The organism is Acinetobacter sp. ANC_7588 (genome assembly GCF_056783995.1).
This window is the reverse complement of the sequence record NZ_JBWYIU010000015.1, coordinates 41,052-61,612: the sequence shown is the minus strand read 5'-3', so window position 1 is coordinate 61,612 and position 20,561 is coordinate 41,052. Positions and strand designations below refer to the sequence as shown.

18 protein-coding genes are annotated in these 20,561 nt (G+C 38.8%); 11 read left to right on the top strand and 7 right to left on the bottom strand.

Annotated features, from left to right (window positions below; genetic code table 11):
• From AC1M9J_RS13495 to AC1M9J_RS13475, 5 genes are all read left to right on the top strand, one after another.
• The coding region (locus AC1M9J_RS13495) for an acetyl-CoA C-acyltransferase (protein ID WP_481952493.1) at window positions 1-704 on the top strand (704 nt) is incomplete at its 5' end.
• Window positions 705-752: 48 nt separating this feature from the next.
• A complete protein-coding gene (gene pcaD, locus AC1M9J_RS13490) occupies window positions 753-1,532 on the top strand; it encodes a 3-oxoadipate enol-lactonase (RefSeq protein ID WP_481952492.1) in 780 nt (259 codons plus the stop codon).
• 182 nt (window positions 1,533-1,714) lie between these two features.
• Window positions 1,715-3,376 carry a phosphoethanolamine transferase gene (locus tag AC1M9J_RS13485; protein ID WP_481609281.1) on the top strand — a complete coding sequence of 554 codons (1,662 nt, stop codon included), beginning with the start codon at window positions 1,715-1,717 and terminating at the stop codon, window positions 3,374-3,376.
• A 13-nt stretch (window positions 3,377-3,389) separates the two neighbouring features.
• Window positions 3,390-4,070: a response regulator transcription factor gene (locus AC1M9J_RS13480; RefSeq protein ID WP_481952491.1), complete on the top strand. Its 681-nt coding sequence runs from the start codon at window positions 3,390-3,392 to the stop codon at window positions 4,068-4,070.
• Window positions 4,071-4,085: 15 nt separating this feature from the next.
• Window positions 4,086-5,399 carry an ATP-binding protein gene (locus tag AC1M9J_RS13475; protein ID WP_481596596.1) on the top strand — a complete coding sequence of 438 codons (1,314 nt, stop codon included), beginning with the start codon at window positions 4,086-4,088 and terminating at the stop codon, window positions 5,397-5,399.
• A gap of 4 nt (window positions 5,400-5,403) precedes the next feature.
• Here AC1M9J_RS13475 and AC1M9J_RS13470 read toward each other — a convergent pair whose 3' ends face one another.
• Window positions 5,404-6,072, bottom strand: a complete 669-nt coding sequence (locus AC1M9J_RS13470; RefSeq protein ID WP_481952490.1) for a phosphatase PAP2 family protein — start codon at window positions 6,070-6,072, stop codon at window positions 5,404-5,406.
• Between the two features lie 152 nt (window positions 6,073-6,224).
• On the opposite strand from AC1M9J_RS13470, the gene AC1M9J_RS13465 reads away from it, so the two are divergent.
• A complete protein-coding gene (locus tag AC1M9J_RS13465) occupies window positions 6,225-7,097 on the top strand; it encodes an alpha/beta hydrolase (RefSeq protein WP_481952489.1) in 873 nt (290 codons plus the stop codon).
• Between the two features lie 4 nt (window positions 7,098-7,101).
• Here the strand turns inward: AC1M9J_RS13465 and AC1M9J_RS13460 are convergent, their stop codons facing one another.
• On the bottom strand, window positions 7,102-7,719 hold the full coding sequence (locus AC1M9J_RS13460) for a TetR/AcrR family transcriptional regulator (protein ID WP_035270045.1): 618 nt from the start codon (window positions 7,717-7,719) through the stop codon (window positions 7,102-7,104).
• A gap of 104 nt (window positions 7,720-7,823) precedes the next feature.
• Here AC1M9J_RS13460 and AC1M9J_RS13455 point away from each other — a divergent pair, with 104 nt between their 5' ends.
• Window positions 7,824-9,179: a flavin-containing monooxygenase gene (locus AC1M9J_RS13455; protein ID WP_481952488.1), complete on the top strand. Its 1,356-nt coding sequence runs from the start codon at window positions 7,824-7,826 to the stop codon at window positions 9,177-9,179.
• A gap of 113 nt (window positions 9,180-9,292) precedes the next feature.
• Window positions 9,293-10,915, top strand: a complete 1,623-nt coding sequence (locus AC1M9J_RS13450) for a long-chain-fatty-acid--CoA ligase (RefSeq protein WP_481952487.1) — start codon at window positions 9,293-9,295, stop codon at window positions 10,913-10,915.
• Between the two features lie 60 nt (window positions 10,916-10,975).
• On the opposite strand, the gene AC1M9J_RS13445 is transcribed toward AC1M9J_RS13450, so the two are convergent.
• From AC1M9J_RS13445 to AC1M9J_RS13425, 5 genes are all read right to left on the bottom strand, one after another.
• Entirely contained in the window at window positions 10,976-12,292 is a 1,317-nt protein-coding gene (locus AC1M9J_RS13445) for a flavin monoamine oxidase family protein (protein ID WP_481952486.1), read from the bottom strand.
• A 182-nt stretch (window positions 12,293-12,474) separates the two neighbouring features.
• Entirely contained in the window at window positions 12,475-13,473 is a 999-nt protein-coding gene (gene cysK, locus AC1M9J_RS13440; protein WP_481952485.1) for a cysteine synthase A, read from the bottom strand.
• A gap of 122 nt (window positions 13,474-13,595) precedes the next feature.
• A complete protein-coding gene (locus AC1M9J_RS13435) occupies window positions 13,596-14,270 on the bottom strand; it encodes a class I SAM-dependent methyltransferase (RefSeq protein ID WP_481952484.1) in 675 nt (224 codons plus the stop codon).
• A 101-nt stretch (window positions 14,271-14,371) separates the two neighbouring features.
• Window positions 14,372-16,063 (bottom strand): AMP-binding protein, encoded by a 1,692-nt coding sequence (locus AC1M9J_RS13430; protein WP_481952483.1) that lies wholly within the window; start codon window positions 16,061-16,063, stop codon window positions 14,372-14,374.
• Window positions 16,064-16,165: 102 nt separating this feature from the next.
• Window positions 16,166-16,792 (bottom strand): TetR/AcrR family transcriptional regulator, encoded by a 627-nt coding sequence (locus AC1M9J_RS13425; protein WP_092768402.1) that lies wholly within the window; start codon window positions 16,790-16,792, stop codon window positions 16,166-16,168.
• A 145-nt stretch (window positions 16,793-16,937) separates the two neighbouring features.
• Between AC1M9J_RS13425 and AC1M9J_RS13420 the strand changes: the two genes are divergently transcribed.
• The 3 genes from AC1M9J_RS13420 to AC1M9J_RS13410 are packed head-to-tail and all read left to right on the top strand — an operon-like array spanning window position 16,938 to window position 20,551.
• Window positions 16,938-18,110: an isovaleryl-CoA dehydrogenase gene (locus tag AC1M9J_RS13420; protein ID WP_092768404.1), complete on the top strand. Its 1,173-nt coding sequence runs from the start codon at window positions 16,938-16,940 to the stop codon at window positions 18,108-18,110.
• 26 nt (window positions 18,111-18,136) lie between these two features.
• The gene (locus AC1M9J_RS13415) at window positions 18,137-19,738 is read left to right on the top strand and encodes a carboxyl transferase domain-containing protein (protein ID WP_481952482.1); all 1,602 of its coding nucleotides are present in this window, start codon (window positions 18,137-18,139) and stop codon (window positions 19,736-19,738) included.
• A 12-nt stretch (window positions 19,739-19,750) separates the two neighbouring features.
• Window positions 19,751-20,551: an enoyl-CoA hydratase/isomerase family protein gene (locus tag AC1M9J_RS13410; protein ID WP_481952481.1), complete on the top strand. Its 801-nt coding sequence runs from the start codon at window positions 19,751-19,753 to the stop codon at window positions 20,549-20,551.
• Window positions 20,552-20,561: the final 10 nt, after the last annotated feature.

Sequence of the window (20,561 nt, the reverse complement as noted above, 5' to 3'; positions counted from 1 at the left end):
AAAACGTGGCTGAACAGTTCAATATTAGCCGTGCTGATCAAGACCAATTTGCTTTAACCAGCCAACAACGTACGGCTGCAGCGCAAGCACGCGGTTTCTTTGATCAAGAAATCGTGCCTGTGACTATTCCACAGCGTAAAGGTGATGCGGTTGTGGTGGCAAAAGATGAACATCCTCGTGCCTCAACCACTTTAGAAGCGTTAACCAAGTTAAAACCTGTTGTAAAAGCAGACGGTACAGTAACCGCAGGTAATGCATCAGGCATTAATGATGGTGCTGCTGCGATTCTGATTGCTTCTGATGCAGCTGTAGAAAAATATGGTTTAAAACCTCGTGCCAAAGTGATTGGTGCAACCACCGTTGGGGTTGAACCTCGCATTATGGGCTTTGGTCCTGCACCTGCGATTAAAAAGTTACTGGCTCAAACAGGGTTAACACTAGAGCAAATGGATGTGATTGAGCTGAACGAAGCGTTTGCAGCACAAGCATTGGCGTGTACACGTGACCTAGGTTTAGCCGACGATGATGCACGTGTAAACCCAAATGGTGGTGCAATTGCATTAGGTCATCCATTGGGTGCATCAGGTGCGCGTTTGGTGACGACTGCACTGAATCAACTAGAAGCAACTGGTGGCAAATATGCATTGTGCTCTATGTGTATCGGTGTGGGTCAAGGCATCGCTTTAATTATCGAACGTGTTTAACTATTAAAAACCCCCTCCCTTTTCTCAAGGGAGGTCGGGAGGGATTCTATGCCTACTTTTTCTTCAAATGATGCGCAAATCAATTATCAAACTTTTGGTGATTCAAGCAAGCCTGCTCTTGTTTTCTCTAACTCTTTAGGGACAAATTTCAGCATGTGGCAATCACAAATTGAGTTTTTTAAAGCTTCTCATTACGTGATTTGTTATGACACACGTGGTCATGGTGCATCGGACGCGCCTCAAGGTCCATATACCATTGATCAACTTGGTCAAGATGTGGTGAATTTACTCGACCATTTAAATGTTGAAAAAGCTGCATTCTGTGGTATTTCGATGGGTGGTTTGACAGGTCAATGGTTAGCAATCAATCATCCTCAACGCTTTAGTCATGTGATTGTGTGTAATACCGCCGCTAAAATTGGCAATGAAAATGCTTGGAATGATCGTGCCGTATTGGTTCGTGAACAAGGTTTAGCACCGATTGCATCAACGGCTGCAGGTCGTTGGTTTACAGATCCCTTTATCCAAAGCAACCCAGCAGTGATTGAAAAACTTTCAAACGACTTAGGAGCTGGCAGCCCTGAAGGTTATGCAAGCTGCTGTGAAGCTTTGGCTAAGGCGGATGTGCGTGAACAACTCAAACAGATTTCGATTCGTGTATTGATTATTGCAGGTCAACAAGACCCTGTGACCACTGTGGCAGATGGTCAGTTTATGCAAGCCGCGATTGCGGGTAGTCAACTTGTTGAGATTAATGCTTCGCACATTTCTAATGTTGAACAACCACAGGCGTTTAACCGAGCTGTGGCTGAATTTATTCAGGCTTAAGTTCGGAACAACTCAAACCTGAACTCAGGAAACATCACTTGTCACGGGTGACTCATCTAGACGCTTTGCCAGATTGCTCCACCAGTCTGGCTTTTTTTATGTCCTAGACTTCAATCATTTATTCAGTAAATTTTAAGAAATAAAACCTAATCTCAGCGTAGTTAAATATTAGAACTCATCGTATGCGCTACACATCTATCATTCAGCAATGGAAAAAACCAACGATAAGCCTAGCACTATTCAATTTAGTACTCTCAGTATGGGTTGGCATTGGTTTAAATATTGCGTTCTACAAACAACTTACTTCACTCACACCTTATCAAGGTTACCCAGCAATTCTTTTTTTAATAGGTTCATCTGTCTTAATCACAGCTGCTTATTTTTTTATTTTCAACCTTATTCATTGGAGATTGAACGTAAAGATATTTGCAAGTATCTGGATTGTATTAGGCGGTATGTCTGCATATTTTGTAAGTAGTTTAGGCATTATTATTAATGCTGATCAGATTCAAAATATGATGCAAACCAATACGATGGAAGCATTTGATCTGATAAATATAAGATTATTTATTTGGGTTGTATTTTTTATTTTAGCGCCTCTTTTTTTTATTTATTGGGTGAATATCAAAAAATCAACGTTTTCTCATACCCTTTGCAGGAAAATGTTACACAGTGCAATCAGTTTAATTTTAGTGTTAGGTTGCGCTTATTTATATTATGTTGACTATGCAGCTATTTTTAGAGAAAACAGAGAGTTGAAAGGAATGATCAGCCCTCAAAATGTCGTTGCAGCGTCCTTCAGTTATTATAAACATCTTCAACCTCCCAAAAATACTATAATTCAACCCTACGGACGTGATGCACACCAATTTATTCAAACGGCGACCCATCAAACTCCAAAACTGATGGTTTTAGTGATAGGAGAAACAGCACGTGCAGAAAGTTTTCAGTTGAATGGATATGATCGAGCTACAAATCCAGAATTAAGCAAATTAAATATAATCAATTTTCGTAACGTCAGTTCCTGTGGTACTGCAACGGCGGTATCCGTACCTTGTTTATTTTCTGGTATGACTCGACAAGCATATACAGAAAAAGTCGCAAGACAACGGGAGAACTTACTCGATATTATTCAACGTGCGGGCTACAAAGTAACGTGGATCAATAACAATTCAGGATGCAAAGAGGTTTGTAATCGGGTTGAGCGTTATGAAATTCCCGAATCTATTCATAAGCAATGGTGCGATTCTAAGGGTGAATGTAAAGATGAAATATTGATTGATAGCCTTAATGCCTATATTCAAGCCATTCCCAAAAATGATAAAACGCCAAGACTTATCGTACTCCATCAAATGGGAAGTCACGGCCCAGCTTACTATAAACGGTCCACTCATCAATACACACCCTTTCAGCCGACTTGTAACACCAGCGCAATTCAAGGATGTAGTCAACAAGCTCTGATCAATACTTATGATAATTCAATTGTATATACAGACCATATTCTCGCTTCGTCAATCAATTTATTAAACAAACAAACTCAATTTCAATCCGCTTTATGGTATTTATCAGATCATGGTGAATCCACGGGTGAACATGGAATGTATTTACACGGCGCGCCTTATCAAATTGCACCATCACAACAAACTCATGTGCCGATGATCATGTGGTTTTCAACAGCATGGCGAAAACATGAAGCGTCAACTGTACGATGCATTAAATCTCAGAAGAATGATGCACTTAGCCAAGACAATGTCTTTCACACCATGCTAAGTTTATTGAATATTCATACTACAACATTACAACCCGCATTAGACCTCAGCCAACAATGCAAACCTCAATTATAGAACAGAGCCTAATATGAATAAAATCCTGATGATTGAAGATGACTTTATGATTGCAGAGTCATCTCAAAAGTTGCTCCAATATCAATCATTTGAAGTAGTCTGGGTCAATAATGGCATCGATGGCATAAAACAATTAAATCAACAAGCATTTGATTTAGTGCTGCTCGATCTTGGATTACCTATGATGGATGGCATGCAAGTACTCAAACATCTTCGCTCACTATTTCCTTCAATTCCTGTACTCATTATTTCAGCAAGAGATCAACTTCAGCACCGTATCGATGGATTAAATCAAGGCGCTGATGATTATCTAGTAAAACCATACGAGTTTGAGGAGTTATTAGCGCGTATTCACGCCATACTCAGACGTACATCTCAACAAAATACATCTCAGATAAAACAAATTTTAGAATTTGGCGGACTCAGGTTAGATCTTGAACAACATATCGCGAGTTTTGAAAATCAGACGGTTGAATTTTCAAACCGTGAGTGGGCTTTATTAATTCCACTCTTAACTTATCCAAATAAGATTTTTTCGAAGTCTAATCTTGAAGAAAAACTGTATGATATTGAAAATGAAATCAGCAGTAATACCATTGAAGTCTATATTCATCGCATACGCTCAAAATTAGGTAAAAATTTTATACGTAATGTGCGAGGATTAGGTTATCGGCTAGGTCAGCCTACACCATAAAACAAGAATTGATACATGACGCAACCCTACTCTTTACAAAAGCAACTTGTTGTATTTACCTCAATTTTTAGTGTGGTGATGGGATGTATATTGGTTTTTTCAGCCTATAGAACAGCTTTAGAGGAAACAAATGAAATACTTGATGCTCAGCTGAAAAATCTGGCAGAGCGCGTTGCAAAATTTAATCCAGATCCTGTAAAGAGTAAATTTTCACATTTAAAACAGTACCATGAAGAAGATTTATTTGTAGATGTTTGGGCCTATGACCAACAATCACATTTACATGAAAAGTTTAAACAGTTGGTTGAGCCAGTCGCAAAGTCAGGTTTTTATCATCACACTAATCATTATGGTAAATGGCATACCTATGTGATTCCATTGAAAACTGTTCAAGTTCAAGTGAGCCAACAAGACTCTGTTCGACAAGCTTTAGCCATAGAGCTCGCAATCAACATGTTTTTACCTTATTTAATCATTATGCCCTTCGCGATTTATGGCTTAGGTTTTATGATTAGAAGAAATTTTGCTCCATTTGAGCAATTTAAATCCGAATTAAGTACACGTAAACCAAATGAGCTGACCGTAATCGACCCTCAACAGTACCCTATTGAGCTAGTACCCAGCATTCAAGCGATCAATCAATTATTTCAAAGGATCTCTGATGCCCAACAAGAACAAAAACAATTTATTGCAGACGCCGCTCACGAATTAAGAACACCAATTACAGCATTAAATCTTCAAACTAAAATTTTACTCAAAGAGCTCCCCCATCACGAATCGTTAATCAAAATGAATAATGGTTTACACCGAACTCAGCATTTGGTCGGACAGCTTTTAAATCTCGCTCAACAAGATTCATTGAATGCCAGTAACGAGAAAAAAATGAGTATTCGGTTAGATGAACGTGCTTATCAATCTATTGAACAATTGATTCATTTAGCTTTAGCCAAAGAAATCGATTTAGGTATGGAACGTTATGAACACGTTCAAATTATAAATTACTCATCTGCTATAGATTCAATATTAACCAACTTAATAGAGAATGCGATTAAATACACGCCTCCCAATGGCATCATTAATGTTTCGACATTTCAAGAGAATGATATAGCTATCATTCAAGTCGAAGATAGTGGCCCAGGAATTTCAGCAGATCTCTATGAACGTATTAAAAAAAGATTTTATCGAGTCGAGCAACATCAAGAAATTGGTAGTGGCTTAGGTTTATCAATTGTTGAAAAAGCTGTAGAACGTATGGGGGGCAATCTTATCTTTGATCGCAGCCCTCAATTAGGTGGTTTATTGGTGAGAGTGGAAATTAAACTACATTAATTGCTTAGGCTAATTTAGCCTTATCTTTTAGACTAAATATTACGACATTGAACATCCAAATCAACCAACCTGTCCAAAGATTATGACTCAAAAAATGTGCACCTCTAAGCATTTGCGTCCATCCCATAAACATTCCCAAGAGAATTGCACTCAATAAGTAAAATTGAGCTAATTGTGTTTTTTTGTTCCTGAACACAAAATACCCACTCAATAATGCAAAACCTGCAGAAGCATGACCTCCAGGAAAACAATGCCCAACTTTACTACTGAGACTCCAGACAATTGTCATTCCCTGAGGTTGAGCTGCATCCCATGGACACATCAAGTTCGACTGTGATTTGAACAACGCTATTAAAATAATTGAAATTAAAGCAACTGCAAAAATTGTGATGTAATTTTTAGAGGTTTCCAAACGTTGATTTCTCGATTTGGGATGAGCAACCATGACTGCAGATATCAGCATACTGCAGTACATCGCGATTAGCACATATTTAACCCATTCATGCCCGACCACACTTGGCCAAAATGCATCTTTTAAATAGAACACTCCTTTTGAATTTAAGCCTAATTGAATCAATTTCATGTCGACTGCACCATGTACTGGAAATAGATTGACCAAAATGAAATAGCTCAAGATTAAGGCGAAACATTGCTTGCGATAGAAAAAACTCATACGAATACATCGAATAAAAATGTATTTAAATCAATCAGGCTTAAAATTTTCTGAACGATTTGACATCAAATAGACTTTTATACTGCATAACGATATGCTTAAACCAACCTGAGTTGGGTTTTAAAAATAAAAAAGTGTTAAGGATAACCACGATGCAAACTCAAGAATTACTTATTCCGAATGGCAACTATCAAATCCAAGCGGATTTTTATATGCCAGTGCCGATCACAAAAGATTCTAGTATCATCATTATGGCTCATGGCTTAGGTGGAGAAAAAAGCTGTGGCTTAAACTCTTTCGCTGAAACTTATGCAGAATTGGGATATAACGTATGCGTATTTGATCATTCTGGTTTTGGATTAAGCAGTGGTCCTGTTCAGCATCTTGTTGATAAAAATAGTCAACTTCAGGATTGGAAAGTCGTTATCGACTATATTCAAACCCGATTCTACATCCCGAAAAAAAATATCATTTTATGGGGGTATTCGTTCAGTGGTGCGCATGTTCTAACATTAGCAAGTGAACACACCTTTAAAGCAGTGATCTCTAATTTTCCACACGTTGATGGTTTAGCGAGCTTGACACTGTATCCGAAAAAATATTTATTGCCTGCAACCATGATTGCATTACAAGATTTAGCCCTAGCAAAAATAGGTAGACTCAAAACCATGCCTGTAGTTGCAAAAGATCGGTTTGCCATTTTGGCGGGTGAAGATTGCTATGATGCCTATTATCGACTGATTCCAGACGGGATGCATTGGAAAAATGCTGTACCAGCTCGAATCGTTGCAACCATTGGTTTATACCGACCAACAATGATCGTTCATAAAATTCAATGCCCTGTTTTTGTGTCAGGTGCGGAACTAGATTCACTTATTCCTGTCAAAGCAACACGTAAACTCGCACAAAAACTAAAACAAGGTGAATATCGTGAGTTCGTCTGCGGTCACTTCGATCTATTTCATTCGCCCGTTTTTGATCAACTCATCGCAGCGCATCAACATTTTTTGGAAAAACTAAAATAAACTTTTAAAGTTGGTAGTTATATCCCTTACTGCTTAAGTAAAATTCACTGATGAAATGGCATTCTTTTAGAATGTCATCAGTGACTTGTTGATGCTGATAGTAGCTGTGTTTCATTAATGCAAAAACCATTTCAACCAGATACACCGCTTCCTCTTTTCTATTCAATTTCAGCGGATGTACTTTCTGCTCAAATACCGCTTGTAAATCATGAGCAATCTTCTCAATGACGATTTCCTGTAAATTAAAACCATCAACATGTACTGGCCCACCCAAAATCAAAATACTTGCAGCAGGATTTGAATTGTAGAACTCAGCCACCTTAGAAATTAGATCAAAACAAATATCACGTGTTGACCAAGTTTGATAGCACTCATTTTTAAACAAAACATAGGCCTGCAGTTCATCTAAATAACGTTTCACCAATATGCTGAACAAATGATTAACTGTTGGAAAGTATTGATAAATCGTAATCTTAGGAAGATCGGACTGTGCTGCAATTTCGGGAATAGTACAGTGATTGATGCCTTGTTCTTCTAATATTTTCTTTGTTGTTTCTAGTACAAGTTCTAACCTTGCTTTACTTCTTTTTTGTACAGGAAGCTTAATTTCATCAAAAAGCATTTAAACAAATCCCCTGTCTTGCTGTTTAAAAATAAATCGATTATAGTCATAAAACCAACTATAGTTGGCTATGAATAAAAAGAACATCATTCAAGGATATGAATATGAACACAGTCTGTATCATTGGTGCAGGTCCGTCAGGAATTACGGCTGCTAAAAATTGTCAACAAAATGGTATTGCATACGATATCTTCGAGAAGAATGACAAAGTCGGTGGGAATTGGGTGTTTAATTCTAAAACTGGTCATTCTTCAGTCTATGAGAATACACACATTATTAGCTCGCGTACAATGTCTGAATATGAAGATTATCCAATGCCAGACAGTTACCCTGATTATCCACGACATGATCATTTGCAGCAGTATTTTGAAAATTATGCCAAACATTTTGGTGTATATGACAAAATTAAATTTCATCACACTATTAACCATATTCATAAAAATGAAAATAAAAAATGGGTGGTGGATTACACCGATGATCAAGGTAAAGAACAACAGAAAATATATGACTATTTAATGGTTGCCAATGGTCATCACTGGAAACCGAAATACCCTGAGTATGAAGGTGAATTTACTGGCAAGTGGATGCATTCACATGATTTTAAAGGTGTAAATGACGACTGGCGTGGAAAGAAAATTTTAGTCATTGGTGCAGGTAATTCAGGCTGTGATGTTGCCGTAGAATCAGCACGTGTCTCAAAAGATGTGTATATATCGATGCGCAGTCCACAATGGTTTGTTCCAAAATTTATGTTTGGACATCCCGCAGACATACTCGTCAAGTCAATGGAAAAACTTCCGCCCAAAATGCGCCAAAAAATTCTGACCAAATTGGTAAAAGCATTCAGTGGAAATTACGCAGATTTTGGCTTGCCTGTAAATGACAAACCGATGCTGACACAACATCCAACGGCGAACTCTGACTTCATTGACTATGTGCGTCACGGTAAAATCAAACCAAAACCAGCGATCAAGCGTCTCAATGGTAAAATTGTAGAATTCGTCGATGGTACTCAACAAGAGTTTGATATTATTTGTTGTTGTACTGGTTTCTGGACCGTCTTCCCTTTCTTCGATAAAGATTTTATAGATTTACAACATGCTGAAAAATTACCGCTTTACCGTAAAATGATGCATGCAGAACATGACAATCTTTATTTCATTGGTTTATTCCAGCCACTAGGTTGTATTTGGCCAATTTCAGATCATCAAGCCAATTTGGCATGTCAGGAAATCTTAGGAAAATATAAACGTCCTGCTGATATGAAAAAAGCGATTCAGCATGAGTTAGATCATCCACATTACAACTTTGAAGGCGGTCAACGTCATGCAGCAGAGGTTGACTATAATGACTTCCGCGCTGAACTCGTGTCAGACCTTAAAACTGCTGGGGTCATCATTCCAGAGCGTAAACCTTTGGTTTCAATCCGTAAATTAGTTGGTTCTTTACTGACTGCATAATTTAGTGTATTTCTAGGTCATCAGTGAGTGTTACGTTAATCGTGAGCACTCACCTTACATAAGTATAATCAACTCAAAATAACAACTTAAATGATCAATAGAAGGAGCTTTGCATGCACGGACGTATGATGTTTCAACCTTTATTAATCAGCAGTTTACTAGAACATGCTGCTGAATTTCATAAAGACACCCTGATCGTTTCAAAAAACACCGATGGCTCACTTTACGAAACCAATTGGGGCGATGTATCGGATAATGCTAAACGTGGTGCAAAGGCATTAAATGAACTTAAACTCATTCACGGCGATTGTATTGCAACATTAGCTTGGAACAATCATCGTCATTTAGAGGCTTGGTATGCTATTTCTGGTAGTGGTTTAATCTGTCACACCATTAACCCAAGATTATTTCCAGAACAACTGATTTTCATTATTAATGATGCACAAGATAAAGCGATTATTTTTGATAAAACATTCCTACCTTTGATTACAGGAATAAAAGCACATATTCCACTGGTGCAACATTTCATCTGCTTAGATGCACCTGATGAAAAGATTCGTCAATCCTTACCCGAAGTCTTGTTCTACGATGATTTAATTGCGGGTCAAACTGCAGAATATACATGGCCTGAATTTGATGAAACCACTGCAAGTTCACTATGTTATACCTCCGGAACAACAGGCAATCCTAAAGGTGCTCTCTATTCTCATCGCTCAACTGTTCTTCACAGTTTAGCGGCCAGCTTACCTGACTCACTCAATCTATCAGCCAAAGATATTATTTTACCTGTAGTTCCAATGTTTCACGTTCATGCATGGGGAACACCTTATGCCGCAGCGATGGTAGGTGCTTCAATTATATTACCAGGGCCGGGTCTTGATGGTGAGAGTCTAGTTAAACTCATTGATCAATATGAAGTGACTGTTGCACTTGGTGTTCCTACCATTTGGCAAAGCTTGTTGATTGCTGCAAAAGCAATGAACAGTTCACTGACCTCTTTAAAACGTAATGTCATTGGTGGCTCGGCTTGCCCACCAAGCATGTTAGCGACATTCCGTGATGTATATGATTGTGAAACCATTCATGCATGGGGGATGACTGAAGCTAGTCCACTTGGCACTGCCAATCAATTCAAAGCCAAACATAAACAACTTTCTCAGGATCAACAAGCAAATCTACGTCTTTCCCAAGGTCGCCCGCCGTTTGGAGTCAGGATTCGTTTAGTGTCTGAAGAAAGAGGAACCGATCTTGTTCCACATGATGGTAAGACTATTGGTAATTTACAAATCAAAGGACATTGGATTGTTGACAAATACTTTGGTCAGTCCGACTCACCATTGACCAGTGATGGATGGTTTGATACTGGAGATATTGCGTCTATAGATGCTGATGGCTATCTGCATATTAGTGATCGTGCCAAAGACTTGATTAAATCTGGTGGAGAATGGATCTCTTCTGTAGAGCTTGAAAATATCGCAATGGGTCACCCAGAAATTGCGATGGCTGCGGTCATCGCAGCACAACATCCAAAGTGGGATGAAAGACCTGTCTTAATCGCCGTTAAACATCCTAATAGCCAAATCACTGAACAACAACTCATTGATTACTATGCCGATAAAATTGCTAAATGGCAAACTCCAGATAAAGTGATTTTTGTCGATGCCATACCCCTTAGCGGCACTGGAAAAATGCTAAAAAGAAAACTTCGCGAAGAATATGGACATGTATTAATGTGAGTTCAGGTTAATTTCTCAACTCACTCATACTAACTAAATAAAGCTGTAACTGTACATCAGTTACAGCTTTATATTTAAGCCACTACGAATAATTAAATTAGCAGTATCACGACCTGACAGATATGCACCATGCACAGTGCCTGCATAATCGGTATGACAATGTTCACCTGCAAAATATACTTGCGCTGGATGCTCTTTTTTAAAGATCTCTACATCATCTTTAGTATGTTCAACTTTTGGAAAACTAAATGAACCTAAACTAAACGGATCACTTCCCCAGCGGGTAATTATGATGTTCTGAATTTCATTGGAGTGCATGCAAATCTTCAATATTTTCTTGATATATTCATGCACCAGTTGCTCCGTTGCTTGATCAACCCATTCTGACTTTGTACCTCCAACGAGAAGTAGATAAGTCGGTTTATTATATAAACGACTAAAATCTAAAATACTATACAGCTCACGCTCATCCCAAAAAAATGCCGTATTGTGTTTAAGTGCATTCCCATTAAATTCTAGAGCTTTTGAAAATTGTATAAATATTTTATTGAAAGATCCAAAACCCAGCTTTTGAATCGATCGGACTAATCCACTAGGCAAAGGCGGCTCAAACTTAATTTTATCTTGCTTTAAAATACCGAGTGGAACTGTCACCACAACTTGAGAACCTATGTAAAGCTGTCCACATGCTGTTTTTATCTGCACTTGATGAGAGTCATGATCGATTTCAACAATATCTGCATTCGTATGAATCTCTAAATCAGTAGCCAGAACTTTAACAATCTGTTCATAACCTTTTGGAAATATCACTTCATCGCCTGAGAAGTAGCCTTCAAAATCCATAAAATTATGGGCTAATTGCTCTAAATCAGTCGCAAAAGGATCATTGGCAAGCCTTGAGTAATACTGCTTAATTTTTTGTGTGATGACGTCTCGATCAAAATAATGAAGTTGAAAACGTATCTTTCCTAAAACATTCTCAAGTTGCTCAAAAGCGGAGATATCCTGCTCTATTGATGTATTTTGAAAAACCTTCTGAACATCACGAAGGCATTTTTCAAATTCTAAGCTCTCTTGTTCGGTAAATGGCTGACCATTGGCATGAAAATAATCCACTTGATCATAATTAAAAACTTGAGTACTTATCCGATTGGACTCTGCAATTTTCCATATCGGATTATTATCAATACCATGTATCCATGATGCACCAAGGTCAAAACAATGACCATCAATGTTTTGTGTATGTATTCTCCCACCTATACGATCACGTGCTTCTAAAACAACAACATTAAATCCTGCTGATTTTAAATGCTGAGCACAACTTAATCCTGCAACACCAGCGCCGATAATATAAATAGGATGATTAAAGTCGTTCATTCATTTTTTTATTAGAAAAAATTCGCTTAAAGATATCGCGTTCAAAACTGTGAAAATAGTCGTGTGATGTAATAAATTTAAAATGATTGGTAACTTAAGAAGAGTTTAAAATTGTTTGAATCGAATAAATCACAAAAAAACGGCCATGAAGACCGTTTTTTTAGAATGCTTTGACTTTCTCATTAATCTGCTGATATATCTTCGAATAAAACTGAAGATAAATAGCGCTCTCCAGCATCAGGTAAAATCACCACTATGGTTTTACCTGCATTTTCAGGACGTTGAGCAAGTTCATGAGCGGCCGCTAATGCTGCACCACTTGAAATACCCACAAAAATCCCTTCTTTGATTGCAGATTGACGAGCAAAATCAATTGCTGTTTGATTTTCAACCGCGATAACTTCATCCACCAAATCTAAATCTAGGTTCTTAGGAATAAAGTTTGCACCAATGCCTTGGATTTTATGTGGTCCCGGAGTCAGTGTTTCGCCACGCTTCGCTTGTCCAATAATTGGTGAGTCTGCTGGTTCAACTGCAACTGAGTAAAGGGTTTGATTTTTAACTTTCTCAAAATAACGCGAAATACCAGAGATCGTACCTCCCGTACCTACACCAGCCACTAAAATATCAACCTTACCACCCGTTGCTTCAAAAATTTCAGGTCCAGTTGTAGTTTCATGAATGGCAGGATTTGCTGGGTTTTCAAATTGCTGAGGTAAATAATAAAGCTCTGGGTTCTCAGCAACTAAACGTTCTGCTTCTTGTACAGCACCATTCATCCCTTTAGCAGGATCGGTTAATACTAAATGAGCACCCAATGCTTTGAGTACTTTACGGCGCTCGATACTCATACTTGCAGGCATGGTCAGTGTGATGTCATAACCTTTAGCAGCAGCAACAAAAGCTAGCGCAATTCCGGTATTACCACTCGTAGGTTCAACAATATGCATTCCTGCTTTAAGCACACCACGTTGTTCTGCATCTGCAATCAAAGCAGCACCAACACGGCATTTTACTGAAAATGCTGGGTTACGTGCTTCGACTTTGGCAAGAACTGTAGCCCCACCCTGTATTACACGATTAATGCGAATGAGCGGTGTATTACCAATCGCTTCAGCGTTATTACTGTATACCGCGATTCCACGATTAGAAGTTTGTGGAAATTGAGTCTCTGTGGTCATGAACAATCCTTATATTCATAAAACAATACTTTTATCATAATCCTTTTTCATTTTAGATATATAACCATTTGTACGATTTTCATATAAGATAAAATGAATAGGTTATTCTAAATATGAAATTATCACTTTACTGCTTTTAATCCATAAAAATTAGACATTTGACAGAAAGTTCTTAAATTTTGATAACCAGCCTGAAGGTATAGATTCTTCATCTCTTTCACTGTCATTAAATTAAAGTCATCATGTATTCTTTCCAACATGACCTGACTTTGTTTTTCATTTAATCCTATTTTTGTCACCAAATTTTTTAATACTAACTGATCATTTGGTTCTTCGAATTGCATCAGATCGAAACTCAGAACCACGCCATCTTGTTTCAAAGCATGGTAAATATCACCTAAAAAACTCTTTTTGTATGCATGTGAAACAAAATGAAAAACCAAAATACTCAATACTGCATCAAAATTTTCAGGATATTTCTGGAGCACCGTCGTGTCACCTTGCAGAATTATGACTCGGTGCATTTGCTGCTTAAACTGAACGATCTGTTTTGTTTTTTCAAGCATCGCTGACGATGGATCAAACACAACAAACTCCGCCTTAGGAAAATGATCTAATAAATAATTCAGTTCAAACCCTGTTCCGCACCCGACAATGGCAATTTTAGCTTCTTCTTTGAGATGAGTTTCAAGTAGCGCCAGTATATGTAGATGCATCAGTTCATATCCTGGTATCAGCTGTCTGATATGTTCATCATAGTTTTCTACGATTTTTGGGTGATCAAAATTCTTTGCCATATCGCTCTTCTACTATTTTTTAAAATTAAGCCGAACTTAGTGAACTAAGTTCGGCTTTGTTGTTTTTCTAGCTTGAAGTTAAAAATATTACTCAATGACGATTAAGCACTCTCATCAAAAATATTGAGTTGCTCACGCATATATTCTTGGAGTTTAAACTTCTGAGCCTTACCAGAAGCAGTCATTGGGAACTCTTTAAGAAAATGTACATATCGTGGCACTTTATTATGTGAGATATTGGCTTTGCAGTAATCTTTGATCACTTGTTCAGAACATTCATGTCCTTCATGCAAAATAATACAAGCACATAACTCTTCGCCATATTTCGGGTCAGGAAGTCCAATCACTTGGACATCGCTAACTGCAGGATGTTTATATAAGAAGTCTTCAATCTCTTTAGGGAATAAATTCTCACCTCCCCGAATCACAACATCCTTAATGCGACCTTTGATTTTGATAAAGCCTTCATCATCCATTTCAGCGATATCACCGGTATGCATCCATTTTGCGATATCTACGACTTCTCGTGTTTTTTCTTCTTCATCCCAATAGCCCAGCATGACTGAGTATCCTCGTACACACAACTCACCGAGTTTGCCACGAGGCACTACTTTACCGTGTTCATCGACTATTTTAATTTCGATATGTGGATGAACTCGACCAACAGTGCTCACTCGTTGTTCTAGCGAATCTTTGATCGAACTTTGTGCACTTACTGGCGCTGTTTCAGTCATGCCATAACAAATCGTGATATCTCGCATATGCATACGCTCAATGACGCGCTTCATGATTTCTTTTGGACATGGACTGCCAGCCATAATGCCAGTACGCAATGTAGTCAAATCAAATTCGTCAAATTGCTCATGATCAAGCATGGCAATAAACATGGTAGGCACACCATATGCCGCGGTACATTTCTCTTGTTCAATCGCTTTAAGACTATCAAGAGGATTAAATACAGCTGATGGATAGATCATGGTTGATCCATGTGTAATACAGGCGAGATTACCCATCACCATACCAAAGCAATGAAATAACGGTACAGAAATACAAACTCGATCTTGAGAAGTCAGTTTGATTGCCTCTCCCACAAAATACCCGTTATTCAGAATATTATTGTGTGTCAGCATGGTCCCTTTGGGGCTACCTGTCGTTCCGGAGGTAAACTGGATATTGATGGTTTCATCGAATTGAAGACCAGATGCTATCTCATTAAGTTGATCTAACTGCTCTGAAGTCGGTTCAGCCAATAAATCACTAAAGCGATAAAACCCAGTATGTTGTTGATCATCTATTTTGATCAAATACTTTAAATGCGGCAATTTTTCAGCATTTAAAACGCCATTGGTCGTATGCAAAATTTCTGGTGCAATTTGCGTCAAAATTTCTTGATAATTGGTCGTCTTAAAGGTCGATGCAATGATCAATCCTTTGCAAGATACTCGATTGAGTACGTATTCTAGCTCGTAGCTTTTATACGCAGGATTTAAGTTGACCAAAATAATTCCAGCCTTGAAGGCTGCAAATTGTGCGATCGTCCATTCCACACAATTAGGGGACCAAATCGCTAGACGATCTCCCTTTTCTAAACCGATTTTTAATAAACTACATGCAAAAGCATTTACTTTCTCTTGTAACTGCTGATAGGTCAAACGTACATTTTGATGCACACTGACCACAGCATCCTGATCGGCATATTGTAGGCATGCTTGATCAAATTTATGGCCTATGGTCATACCCAATAAGGGTTGCTCACTGGTGCCATAGGCATAACTGAGTCGTAATTGCGTCATTGAATCATACTCCTTGATTCTATTTTCTTATATCAATCCAATATTTCGTTATTAATTACGCGATTACTCGTTTAAACATGACATCCTTTTGTGTGAATTAAATTAATTTTCCTCCTTTGCCTTAACTGCATTGACACAAAAGTCTGCAATTTGCTTAACGAAATAACCTTTATAACCGTCATCAAACATCACATTACGCGATGGATTTAAAGGTTCAATCACAACGAATGTCATCGCACCAACCACGCATAATGCAGCTGTATTTAAATCTTCAAATTCGAACTCACCATTGACCTTTCCTTCGGCAAGAATCTCCTTAATGGATTGTTTTATCAGTTGCTTACTTCTAAAACGTTCATGCTCAATCGTTGGGTCTACGGGCTCAAACATGAGTGAATATGCAAGTTGAGGGCTATTCAGAGCACGTTTTACGAAAGCAGTGACGGCCTTTGTCAACTTCTCAGTCGAAGTCCAATCATTTTTTGCAATCTGATTCAGAATATCGACCTCACCTTTGATGGCCTGTGAAAGCACTTCAATCAAAATCTGATTTTTGTTCTCAAAATAGCGATAGACCAAACCACTCGAGACACCAGATTTATCTGCAATCGCTTGCACTTGTGCATCTTTAAAACCACCACCCGCAATAAGTTCGCGCGCGGATTGCAATATCGATTGACGATTTTGCTCCATACGCTCTTGCATCAAAGTGGATCTTTTATAACTCATAATTGTTCACCCAATCAACTAAAATGAATTATAAATCATTTTCTGAATCTATATTCACTTTTTTAAAAAATAACTGTATTGTATTTCTCAAGCAAGGACAAAATGCTTCACTGGAAATAAAAATTAAATTTTAGGATGAATGAAAATGAATTTACAGAGTATCGACTTTGGACTAGACGAAACACTAATCGCTTTACGTGATTCTGTAGCTGCATTCTGTGCAAAGGAAATCGCACCTATTGCTCAACAAGTTGATCAAGACAACTTATTTCCAGCTCACTTATGGAAAAAATTTGGTGATATGGGGTTACTTGGACTTACCGTGAGTGAAGAATACGGTGGTGTCAATCTGGGTTATTTGGCTCATATCATTGTCATGCAGGAAATTTCACGAGCATCTGCTTCCATTGGACTTTCATACGGGGCACATTCAAATCTTTGTGTGAATCAAATTAACCGTAATGGTAGCGAAGAACAAAAACAAAAATATCTTCCTAAATTAATTTCTGGCGAATATGTCGGTGCTTTGGCAATGTCTGAACCGAATGCGGGTTCAGATGTCGTTAGTATGAAATTACGTGCTGAAGATCATGGTGATCACTTTGTACTTAATGGCTCAAAAATGTGGATTACCAATGGTGGAGATGCTGACGTGCTGGTGGTTTACGCCAAAACTGACATCAATGCTGGTGCCAAAGGCATGACTGCTTTCATTATTGAAAAAGGCATGGAAGGCTTTAGTCATGGGAGTCACTTAGACAAACTCGGAATGCGTGGTTCAAATACTTATCCCCTGTTCTTTGACAATGTCAAAGTGCCTAAAGAAAACGTGATGGGTGGTGTGGGTAACGGTACAAAAGTGCTCATGAGTGGATTGGATTACGAACGTGCAGTTCTCAGTGGTGGACCACTAGGCATTATGGATGCATGTTTAGATGTGGTCATCCCATACATTCATGAACGTAAGCAATTCGGTCAATGTTTAGGTGAATTCCAACTCATGCAAGGCAAAATTGCGGATATGTATTCTACATGGTTGGCAAGCAAGGCTTTGGTTTATGCCGTGGGTGCAGCATGTGATAAAGCTGATCATGATCGTGGTTTACGTAAAGATGCAGCAAGTGCCATTCTCTACTCAGCTGAAAAAGCAACCTGGATGGCTGGTGAAGCAATTCAAACCCTTGGGGGCAATGGTTATATCAATGATTACAGCACAGGTCGATTGTGGCGTGATGCCAAACTCTATGAAATCGGTGCAGGAACTTCTGAAATTCGACGCATGTTAATTGGTCGTGAGTTATTCAACGAAACCAAATAATTCAAGTTAATACAAGGAAGTCATTGATGAACGAAATTAAAAGTAAAATCAATCCACGTAGTGAAGAGTTTAAAATCAATCAAGCTGCAATGCTTGAATTGGTCGCAGACTTAAAAAAACAAGCTCAAACCATTGCCTTAGGTGGTGGAGAAAAAGCACGTCAGAAGCATTTAGCACGTGGCAAATTATTACCGCGTGAGCGCATTGATCAACTCATTGATGCAGGAACTGCCTTTCTTGAAATTGGTCAACTCGCTGCTTATCAAGTTTATGCTGACGATGTACCAGCCGCAGGTGTGGTTGCAGGTATTGGTCAAGTGCATGGTGTGACATGCATGATCGTTGCCAATGATGCAACGGTTAAAGGGGGTACATATTATCCTTTAACTGTAAAAAAACATTTACGTGCACAAGAAATTGCTGAACAAAATCATCTTCCTTGTATTTATATGGTCGACTCAGGCGGTGCATTTCTACCAATGCAGGATGAAGTATTCCCTGATCGCGATCATTTTGGACGAATTTTTTACAACCAAGCACGCATGTCGAGTAAAGGTATTGCACAAATAGCCGTAGTCATGGGCAGTTGTACTGCGGGTGGCGCATATGTCCCTGCCATGTCCGATGAAACAATTATTGTCCGCACTCAAGGTACGATTTTCCTCGGTGGTCCACCTTTGGTAAAAGCTGCAACAGGTGAAGTTGTGACTGCTGAAGACCTTGGTGGTGGCGATGTTCATACCCGTTTATCTGGTGTCGCAGATCATCTTGCAGAAAGTGATGAACATGCGATTCAAATTGCACGCAATATTGTTCAAAACCTAAATATCGAACCGAAAGCATTTAAGACCGAAATTGAAGAACCACTTTATAGTGCTGAAGAACTCTATGGTGTCATTCCGAGTGACTCACGCAAACCCTTTGACATCCGTGAAGTGATTGCACGTATCGTGGATGGTTCAAGACTTGATGAATTTAAGGCTCGTTTTGGTACAACCTTAATTACAGGTTTTGCATCTATCTACGGCATGAAGGTCGGAATCATTGCCAATAACGGAATTTTATTTTCAGAGTCTGCTCAGAAAGGTGCGCATTTCATTGAACTGTGTACGCAACGCAATATTCCACTGCTCTTTATCCAAAATATCACCGGTTTCATGGTCGGTCGCCAATATGAAAATGAAGGTATTGCCAAAAATGGAGCTAAATTGGTCATGGCAGTAGCGACCGCAAATGTTCCTAAAATCACCTTGGTGGTCGGTGGTTCTTTTGGTGCAGGCAACTATGGAATGTGCGGTCGAGCATATTCTCCTCGCTTCTTATGGACTTGGCCGAATTCACGTATTTCCGTGATGGGCGGTGAACAAGCTGCTAGTGTTCTCTCCACGATTAAGCGTGATCAAATTGAGCAACGTGGTGAAACTTGGTCAGCTGAAGAAGAAGATCAATTCAAACAACCTTATCGTGATCAATTTGAAAAGCAAGGACATCCTTATTATGCATCTGCACGTTTATGGGATGACGGCGTGATTGATCCAGCAGAATCACGTCATGTCTTAGGTCTGAGTTTGGCTGCTGCATTGAATGCACCCATTGAACCAACTCAGTTCGGCGTGTTCCGCATGTAAGGAGAAAATGAAATGAGTTATGAATTTTTACAGCTTGAAATTGAACGCCAAGTTGCGACCGTTTGGATTAATCGTGCTGAATTACACAATGCATTCAATACACAAGTGATAGAAGAGCTGAATCACTGTTTCACAACTTTAAATGCTGATGATGACGTTCGTGTTGTCGTTTTGGCAGGTCGTGGTAAAAGCTTTTCTGCAGGTGCGGACCTTAATTGGATGAAGCAAGCAGGTCAAGCATCAAAAGTGGAAAATGAAGAGGATGCTTTGAAACTTGCCAAAATGTTACAAAGTTTAGCCACGCTGAAACAACCGACTATTGCACGTGTCCATGGTATTGCATTTGGCGGCGGCATGGGGCTTGCTTCAGCATGCGATATTTGTGTGGCTTCCACTGATGCTAAGTTTGCCACTTCAGAAGTGAGATTAGGTTTAGCACCTTCAACGATTAGTCCATACGTGATCCGTGCCATCGGTGCTCGTCAAGCATCTCGATATTTTCTCACTGCTGAACGTATTTCTGCTGAACAAGCAAAGCATATTGGTCTCGTCCATGAAGTTTGTCAGCCAGAACAGTTGGATGCCACCGTATCGGAAATCATTGATGCAATTTTGCTTGGTGGCCCTGAAGCTCAAGCTGCATCAAAGTCTTTGATTCATTTAGTTGATCATCAAGAAGTCACAGAAGATTTACTGATTCAAACCGCTCAACACATTGCGCACGTACGTCAAGGTGATGAAGCCAAAAATGGCTTAACTGCTTTTTTAAATAAACAAAGCCCAGCATGGATTCAAGCAACGGCAGAACAATAAAAAGGGATTC

Bases quoted from the DNA above. Each gene is read 5' to 3' on its own strand.
- AC1M9J_RS13410 (WP_481952481.1), top strand. From the start codon at position 19,751: ATGAGTTATGAATTTTTACAGCTTGAAATTGAACGCCAAGTTGCGACC.
- AC1M9J_RS13420 (WP_092768404.1), top strand. From the start codon at position 16,938: ATGAATTTACAGAGTATCGACTTTGGACTAGACGAAACACTAATCGCT.
- AC1M9J_RS13450 (WP_481952487.1), top strand. From the start codon at position 9,293: ATGCACGGACGTATGATGTTTCAACCTTTATTAATCAGCAGTTTACTA.
- AC1M9J_RS13465 (WP_481952489.1), top strand. From the start codon at position 6,225: ATGCAAACTCAAGAATTACTTATTCCGAATGGCAACTATCAAATCCAA.
- AC1M9J_RS13470 (WP_481952490.1), bottom strand. From the start codon at position 6,072: ATGAGTTTTTTCTATCGCAAGCAATGTTTCGCCTTAATCTTGAGCTAT.
- AC1M9J_RS13455 (WP_481952488.1), top strand. From the start codon at position 7,824: ATGAACACAGTCTGTATCATTGGTGCAGGTCCGTCAGGAATTACGGCT.
- AC1M9J_RS13430 (WP_481952483.1), bottom strand. From the start codon at position 16,063: ATGACGCAATTACGACTCAGTTATGCCTATGGCACCAGTGAGCAACCC.
- AC1M9J_RS13415 (WP_481952482.1), top strand. From the start codon at position 18,137: ATGAACGAAATTAAAAGTAAAATCAATCCACGTAGTGAAGAGTTTAAA.
- AC1M9J_RS13435 (WP_481952484.1), bottom strand. From the start codon at position 14,270: ATGGCAAAGAATTTTGATCACCCAAAAATCGTAGAAAACTATGATGAA.
- pcaD (WP_481952492.1), top strand. From the start codon at position 753: ATGCCTACTTTTTCTTCAAATGATGCGCAAATCAATTATCAAACTTTT.
- AC1M9J_RS13445 (WP_481952486.1), bottom strand. From the start codon at position 12,292: ATGAACGACTTTAATCATCCTATTTATATTATCGGCGCTGGTGTTGCA.
- AC1M9J_RS13485 (WP_481609281.1), top strand. From the start codon at position 1,715: ATGCGCTACACATCTATCATTCAGCAATGGAAAAAACCAACGATAAGC.
- AC1M9J_RS13460 (WP_035270045.1), bottom strand. From the start codon at position 7,719: ATGCTTTTTGATGAAATTAAGCTTCCTGTACAAAAAAGAAGTAAAGCA.
- AC1M9J_RS13475 (WP_481596596.1), top strand. From the start codon at position 4,086: ATGACGCAACCCTACTCTTTACAAAAGCAACTTGTTGTATTTACCTCA.
- cysK (WP_481952485.1), bottom strand. From the start codon at position 13,473: ATGACCACAGAGACTCAATTTCCACAAACTTCTAATCGTGGAATCGCG.
- AC1M9J_RS13425 (WP_092768402.1), bottom strand. From the start codon at position 16,792: ATGAGTTATAAAAGATCCACTTTGATGCAAGAGCGTATGGAGCAAAAT.
- AC1M9J_RS13480 (WP_481952491.1), top strand. From the start codon at position 3,390: ATGAATAAAATCCTGATGATTGAAGATGACTTTATGATTGCAGAGTCA.